The organism is Trueperella sp., assembly GCF_043424875.1.
Lineage (GTDB): Bacteria > Actinomycetota > Actinomycetes > Actinomycetales > Actinomycetaceae > Trueperella.
Genome location: NZ_JBHWPL010000034.1, coordinates 1 through 6,705 on the forward strand (window position 1 = coordinate 1; position 6,705 = coordinate 6,705).

The following is a 6,705-nucleotide window of genomic DNA, read 5'->3' on the forward strand; positions in this document are numbered from 1 at the left end:
CGATCTGAAGATGCTGCCACAGTGTGGGCAGTTGGCGGCCCGCCCGCACGGCGATCTTCGCAGTCGTGGTGACGAGCCGGTGTGGCGCGCGCAGGGAAATCGGGAGCTTGCGGTGGCTGTGAATGCACCCGATCAGCAGGCCGGTGAGCTGCCCGTCGGTTTCTGCCACGTAGGCAAAGGACGCCCGGACGAGGAAAGAGCGAAGCACGAACTCAGTCGCGGACTCGTGAATCGCTTGGGTGCTCGTCCACGCCCGAATAGAAAAGGCCTGATCGAGGATCTTTTCAACTGCCGCGGCGTCGTCAGATACGTATGGCGAACTGTGGTTTTGCCGGGATTGCGCGAGCCGCTCATAGGTCAATGTACGCCGATCAACCCGGCGACTCCACGCAAATCCCCTTGCAAATTAGGCGGCGTCTTCGGTGTCTTCCTCAGCCGGTGCGGCGTCGAAATTCTGGATCTCGCCGTCGAGTTCGGCCTGGAGCTCGGTGAGGTCTGCTTCCTCTCCGATGATCACCCAGTTGTCGCCAACGAGTGCGGTGAAGGGCTCTTCGGCGGACGCTTCAGCCTTGTGAACATATGCCGAGGCCGAGCCGGGGTTGGCGAATACGCCGAGCAGGTCGACGCCGTCGCATGAGACCTGGTTCCAGCCAAGCTCTTCCGGAGCCGCGCACGCGTATCCGGCATCGACGGCCGCGCTCTGCAGTTCATCGACCGAGTTGTACGTGCCGTGGAGCGATACGCCCGCGTCGTCGTCGGCGTCTGTGGCCTCGTCCGTCGTCGTTTCTGTTGCCTCGACCGTGGCGTCCGTTGCCGGATCGTCAGAGGAACCGGTCGAATCGGAACAACCGGTGAGTGCAAGTGCCGCGATGGCTGCTGTTGCGAAAAGCTTGTTCTTCATAATTCCCTAAATTCGTTAAGTAGTGGGTACCGGCGCGTGCAACGATACTCCTGAGCCGCGCGCAATCCTTGTACCCAAGTGCCCAAAGTGCGCGACCTCACCGCTACACTGAATCGAGTCATCGAGGGGAGGGGCTGTGAAGAAGGACGAGCTACGTAGGGCTGCGACGTCGGCCGCGCTCGAGCTGCCTGGCGCCGACATCTACGACTTCATCAAGGACTGGCAGGCCGCCCGCGTGGCCGGCAAGTGGTTCCTCCTTCTGCCCGCCAACCGCGCGCTCATCACTCTCAAAGCGCACCCCGACGACGCCCGCGAACTCACCGCCGCCTACCCGTCCATCACGCCCGGGTATCACATGAACAAGAAACACTGGATTTCGGTGACTGCCAGCGACGACGAGCGTGGAGACGATGTTTCTGCGGACCTTGTTCGCGAATTCGTGATCGATTCCTATCTTGCGGTGTTGTCCGGGGTTCCGAAGAACGCCCGACCGGTGAACGTGGACGCGTTTATTGAGTCGCGACTCGGTGGCTAAGGGGCTACTCCTCGTCGTTCGCCGTGGGCAATTACGCCCAAGCGTGTCGGAGGTTCGGTGTAGCGTGAAACCATGACGACACAACTTCCAGATATGCCATATAACCGCCTCGGATCCTCCGGTCTGCAGGTCTCCCAGTTCAGTTTCGGATCGTGGGTGACCTTCGGAAGCTCGGTGGATACCGGGATCGCCAAGGAGCAATTCCAAGCGGCCGCCGAAGCGGGTGTGAACTTCTTCGACAATGCCGAGGTCTACGCCGGTGGCCAATCCGAAGAGATCATGGGTGAGGCCATCCGCGAGCTCGGCTGGAAGCGCCACGAATACGTGATCTCCACGAAGTTCTTCTGGGGTATCAACGGCGAGATGCCGAATATGCAAAACACCCTCAATCGCAAGTACCTCATGCAGGCGATTGACGGCTCGCTCGAGCGCCTCGGCCACGATTTTGTGGACCTCATTTTCTGCCACCGCCCCGATCCCCACACCCCGATCGAGGAGACGGTGTATGCGATGAGCGACATCATCGAGTCGGGCAAGGCGCTGTACTGGGGCACCTCCGAGTGGAGCGCGGATGAGATTCGCGCGGCGTGGGAGATCGCCGATCGGCGCAACCTGCGCAAGCCCGTCATGGAGCAGCCGCAGTACAACCTGCTCAACCGTACGCGCGTCGAAGACGAGTACAAGCGCCTGTACGAGGACATCGGCCTGGGACTGACCACGTGGAGCCCGCTCGCTGGCGGAATCCTCACGGGCAAGTACGCCGACGGCGTCCCGGAGGGCTCGCGTGCGACGTTGCGGGGTCACGATGGTCTGGTCAAGCTCGCTGAGGAAAGCGCGGCCCCGGTGAAGAAGCTGGCGGAGATCGCCGAGGAGCTCGACGTGTCGACCGCTCAGCTCGCGCTGGCGTGGACGGCATCGAATCCGAATGTCTCCACGGTGATTCTGGGAGCCTCGTCGGTGGACCAGCTCAACGAAAACCTCGGGGCGCTCAATGCCCTCGAGCGTCTGACGCCCGAGCTTAAGGCCACGATTGACGAGGCCTTCGCCGCGCCCGGCGTTCAGGACTAGCCACGAAGCCTTGGCCTAGCCACGGCGCCTTGGCCTAGCGGCGAAGCTTTGGCCGAGCAGGTCGCCGAGGAAGACCTTCGCCCGCCAGCCCTCGCCAGAAATCTCCTCGGACCTGTGCCAATCGAGGCAACCCGCATGCCGCCCGATTCCGCAACATCATCTGGCCCGTAGGAATCCACGAAACACCACGCGCACGCGAGCGAGCGCGCCTTTTGCGGAAGCGTGCGTTAGACCGTCATCGCGCGCGGTCCGCCAAGGGGGACCACCCTCGGTTCAAGCAGCCGGATGCCATGATCGCCGACGTCGGTGACGCCGTCGCGCAATCCGCCGCAGACGCGTTCTTCTGGCTTTGGTTCAAGATTCGACATGAAACCACCCTATCGGCAAACAGTTGAAATTTGTACTGTCTTGCGTGAAGGGCTGCCGAGCGCGCGGCCGTGGCGGCACCCGCATAGGATCGGAGCATGAGAAACGGCGAACGCGAGATCACCACACCTGTGTCACTGACCGCGCCCGGCGGTGGGCTGAACCCCGACGCCGTCGGCTGGACGAGGCGCCCGCTCCACGACACGTCCGGGATCGGCTCTGGAGACGGCCTGCTCCCCGACGTCTGGGGGCGCAACAAGCGGTGGGAGTATTGGCTGGTCATGACGCCGACCCACCTCATGTCGCTCACGATTTCCGACGTCGACTACGCCTCCTCGCACACCGTGTGGGTGTACGAGATCCCGACGCGTCGGCGCCTCGACGTCACGGCCATCGTCCCGTTCGCGCGCGGTTCGATCCTCCCGCCGAGCCTGAAGGACGGCATGCGCGCTCGCGGCGGGTCACTGAGTCTTGGCGGCCGCGTGCGTGAGCCCGGCCCGGGTCACATGCGCGCGTTTATCGATTCCGACGACACCGGAACTCGGCTGCGCGCAGACGGCCAGGCTCCGGCGCGCCGCGGGAGCGCGCCGGGTGGGATCGAGAAAGTGCGCTTCGACGTCGTCGCGCATCGCGCGCCGAATCACGAGAGCCTGGGCGTCGTCGTGCCGTGGTCACGCGAGCGCTTCCAATACACGGTGAAGGAAACGGCGCTGCCGGCGTCGGGGTGGGTGGAGCTCGACGGCGAACTCATCGAATTGCCGGAGGGGGAGAGCTGGGCGATCCTCGACCACGGGCGCGGCCGATGGCCATACAAGATGGAGTGGAATTGGGGCGCGGCGAGCGGATGGGTGAGCGAACCTGCCGGCGCCGAGCGCCTTGCCGTCGGCCTACAGTTTGGCGGAAAGTGGACGGATGGCACGGGCTCGCGCGAGAACGCCGTGACCGTGGATGGCCGGCTCTATCCGATCCACGAGGACATTACGTGGGACTACGAGTTCGGCAACTGGGAAGCGCCGTGGCACCTCCACTCGCCGTCAGTTGATCTGCGCCTTGAGCCGATATGGGATCACGACGCCGTCACCGATCTCGGCGTGCTGGCCATGAAAGCCCATCAGGTCTTCGGATACTTCACGGGCACGGTGATTGTGGACGGGCGCGAACTCGTGATCGACCGCATGCTCGGCTTCGCCGAGGACGTGCGAAACCGCTGGTAAATCCCGGTTACTCGTCGGCGAGGCCTGCGCGCAGAGCCTCGATGTCCTCGCGGGTTGTCTTGCGGTACGTGCCTCCGGCCGTGGCGTAGGACTCGCCATTCTTCTCAAGCCAGTTCACGACGAACGGGCAGGTCGGGACGACCGTGACGCCGTCGTCGGCGACTGCCTTCAGTGCTTCGGCGACGAGCGCGCTACCCACGCCGCGACCGCCAGCAGATTCGGCGACTTCCGTGTGGTAGAAAATCCAGCCGTCGTCGGTGGGAACGTAGGCGGTCAAGCCAAGCTAGTTGCCGTCGTCGTCGCTGATCTCGAAGCGGTTCTGGGCGGAATCGTGGCGGACGCTCGCGTGCGTGCCGTCCTTCAACGTGATGGTCATGGTTCTCCGTAAAACTCGACTGGGGGGTAAGGCTACGCGCCGGTGGCGGCGAGGCGAACGTTTCACGCCAACGGCTGACGCGGGGAAGAGCTCGCGTGCGGCGCCGGTGCTCAAAAATGGACACTTCGGAGGGGCGGCGGGCAGTTTCGCTAGGGTGAGGGCACCCCCGCCGATTCGGCACCAACCCAAGGAGCCCGCCATGGCCAACGTTGCGTTCTATGGAGATCAGCAGTACCCGCTGGAAATGCACAAGGTACGCATCATTCAAAAGCTGCACCTGCTTCCGATCGAGGAGCGCCTCGCGGCGATCGAAGGCGCGGGGTTCAACACGTTCCTACTGAAGAACAAGGACGTCTTTTTGGACATGCTCACGGACTCCGGCGTCAACGCCATGAGCCAGGAGCAGCAGGCCGCGATGCTCAACGCGGATGACGCCTACGCCGGTTCGGCCACCTACTTCCGGCTGGAAAGCAAGGTCACCGAGCTGTTCGGCATGGACTACTTCCTGCCCGCCCACCAGGGGCGGGCTTGCGAGAACATTATTTTCTCGACGTTGGTCGACGACGGCGATATTGTCCCGATGAACTACCACTTCACGACCACCAAAGCGCACATCCTTGCCAACGGTGGCGAGGTTGTGGAGTACCTGCGCCCCGAGGGCATTGACGTCACGGTGAATCACCCGTTTAAGGGCAACATGCACACGGAGCAGCTGCGCGCGCTGCTCGAATCCGATGCGTCGGTGCCGGCCGTGCGCATGGAGGCGGGCACGAATCTGATCGGCGGCCAGCCGTTCTCGCTTGAGAATCTGCGCGAGGTTCGGGCGCTGTGCGAGGAGTTCGACGTGCCGCTCGTGCTCGACGCCTCGCTTCTGCAGGACAACCTGTACTTCATCAAGGAGCGCGAGGAACAGGCCGCGGACATGTCGATCCGCGAGATCGCCCGCGCGATTGCCGACGCGTGCGACGTCTTCTACTTCTCCGCCCGCAAGCTAGGGTTTGGCCGCGGTGGCGGCATCCTGTTGCGCGACGAGGCGATGTACAAGCGCATGCGCGGGCTGGTCCCGATGTTTGAGGGCTTCCTGACCTACGGCGGCATGTCGGTGCGCGAGATGGAAGCGATCACCGTGGGGCTTGAGGAAACCATGGACTACGACATGATCTCGCACGGTCCGCAGTTTATCGAGTATGCCGTGCGCGAGCTGGACGAGCGCGGCGTTCCCGTGGTGAAGCCGGCCGGTGGTCTGGGCGCGCATCTGAATGCCATGGATTTCGTTGGCCATATCGATCAGCGGCAGTACCCGGCGGGTGCGCTTAATGCGGCGCTCTACATTGCGTCCGGGGTGCGTGGCATGGAGCGTGGCACGATGTCCGAGGAGCGCGACGCCGACGGCGTGGAGCCGCTGGCCAACATGGAGCTCGTGCGGTTGGCGATGCCGCGCCGCGTGTTCACACTCTCGCAGGTCAACTACCTCATCGACCGCGTCAAGTGGCTGTACGACAACCGCGAGATCATCGGCGGGTTGGAATGGGAGGAGGAGCCTGAGATCCTGCGCTTCTTCTACGGCCGCATGCGCCCGACCTCAGACTGGCCCAAGGAGCTGTCCGCCAAGATCCGCGAGGACTTCGGCGACTCGCTGGAAGGTGGCCGCGCCCTGGGCTGGGCGTGGCTGGTGGTGGCTGGTGCCGGGCGTCGCCGGGGATGGCGTGGCTGGGCGGCCTTACCGAGCTTTTATGCGCATCCGGGGCAAGTTCTCTCCAAACTGGGCAGGAAGTTCCTGCCCGCTTTAGGGGGAACCTGCACCATTTGCGTGAGGGAGTCCTGCGTGAGGTGCCCCGTGCGAGTCATGCGTCGTGGAGTCTTGAACGAGGGGGTCCCGTGTGTGAGCTTTCGGGTACGGCCTGTGTCCCTGAGTGTCAATAATGGCGCAGACAGCACTGTGACCAGCATAAACGTGGATGTTTGGACGTCGGATTTGATAAGAGTCCCACTCGCTGCTAAACCCTGTTTGCCAGGGGTTTTGCTGTTTCTGGGGCTATTCAGTGGCGCGTTGGAAGCTCGGCTATCTGGTGCTCGTCGCTGTTTCGGCTACTCGGCTGGAGCACGTTTCAGGCTGAGGGGGTCTTGGCGTGGGCTTGCGTTAGCGGGTATCTGGCTAGGGGGCTAGAACATAAATTCGAGCCACGAGAAGGCCTTTGGCATGTTGTATCTAATTTCGTTGGCTTCTTTGCGGACATTGGTGTTT

General features: G+C 63.2%; 8 protein-coding genes. 4 read left to right on the forward strand and 4 right to left on the reverse strand.

Going from position 1 to position 6,705, the window contains the following annotated elements; all coding sequences use genetic code 11:
• Together ACHFFR_RS03090 and ACHFFR_RS03095 are read right to left on the reverse strand one after the other, a co-directional pair.
• Positions 1 to 361, reverse strand: a 361-nt coding sequence (locus ACHFFR_RS03090; protein ID WP_394262811.1) for a hypothetical protein, incomplete at its 3' end; no start/stop codon positions are given.
• A gap of 45 nt (positions 362 to 406) precedes the next feature.
• Positions 407 to 901 carry a hypothetical protein gene (locus ACHFFR_RS03095; RefSeq protein ID WP_394262812.1) on the reverse strand — a complete coding sequence of 165 codons (495 nt, stop codon included), beginning with the start codon at positions 899 to 901 and terminating at the stop codon, positions 407 to 409.
• 136 nt (positions 902 to 1,037) lie between these two features.
• Here ACHFFR_RS03095 and ACHFFR_RS03100 point away from each other — a divergent pair, with 136 nt between their 5' ends.
• A complete protein-coding gene (locus ACHFFR_RS03100; protein ID WP_394262813.1) occupies positions 1,038 to 1,436 on the forward strand; it encodes an MmcQ/YjbR family DNA-binding protein in 399 nt (132 codons plus the stop codon).
• Positions 1,437 to 1,508: 72 nt separating this feature from the next.
• The gene (locus tag ACHFFR_RS03105; protein WP_394262814.1) at positions 1,509 to 2,504 is read left to right on the forward strand and encodes a potassium channel beta subunit family protein; all 996 of its coding nucleotides are present in this window, start codon (positions 1,509 to 1,511) and stop codon (positions 2,502 to 2,504) included.
• Between the two features lie 227 nt (positions 2,505 to 2,731).
• Here the strand turns inward: ACHFFR_RS03105 and ACHFFR_RS03110 are convergent, their stop codons facing one another.
• Entirely contained in the window at positions 2,732 to 2,872 is a 141-nt protein-coding gene (locus tag ACHFFR_RS03110; RefSeq protein WP_394262815.1) for a hypothetical protein, read from the reverse strand.
• Positions 2,873 to 2,968: 96 nt separating this feature from the next.
• Between ACHFFR_RS03110 and ACHFFR_RS03115 the strand changes: the two genes are divergently transcribed.
• On the forward strand, positions 2,969 to 4,084 hold the full coding sequence (locus ACHFFR_RS03115) for a DUF2804 domain-containing protein (protein ID WP_394262816.1): 1,116 nt from the start codon (positions 2,969 to 2,971) through the stop codon (positions 4,082 to 4,084).
• 7 nt (positions 4,085 to 4,091) lie between these two features.
• Here the strand turns inward: ACHFFR_RS03115 and ACHFFR_RS03120 are convergent, their stop codons facing one another.
• Positions 4,092 to 4,361, reverse strand: coding sequence for a GNAT family N-acetyltransferase (locus ACHFFR_RS03120; RefSeq protein WP_394262817.1), 270 nt, complete (start codon positions 4,359 to 4,361; stop codon positions 4,092 to 4,094).
• A gap of 298 nt (positions 4,362 to 4,659) precedes the next feature.
• Here ACHFFR_RS03120 and ACHFFR_RS03125 point away from each other — a divergent pair, with 298 nt between their 5' ends.
• Positions 4,660 to 6,627 (forward strand): tryptophanase, encoded by a 1,968-nt coding sequence (locus ACHFFR_RS03125; RefSeq protein ID WP_394262818.1) that lies wholly within the window; start codon positions 4,660 to 4,662, stop codon positions 6,625 to 6,627.
• The last annotated feature ends 78 nt before the right edge of the window (positions 6,628 to 6,705 follow it).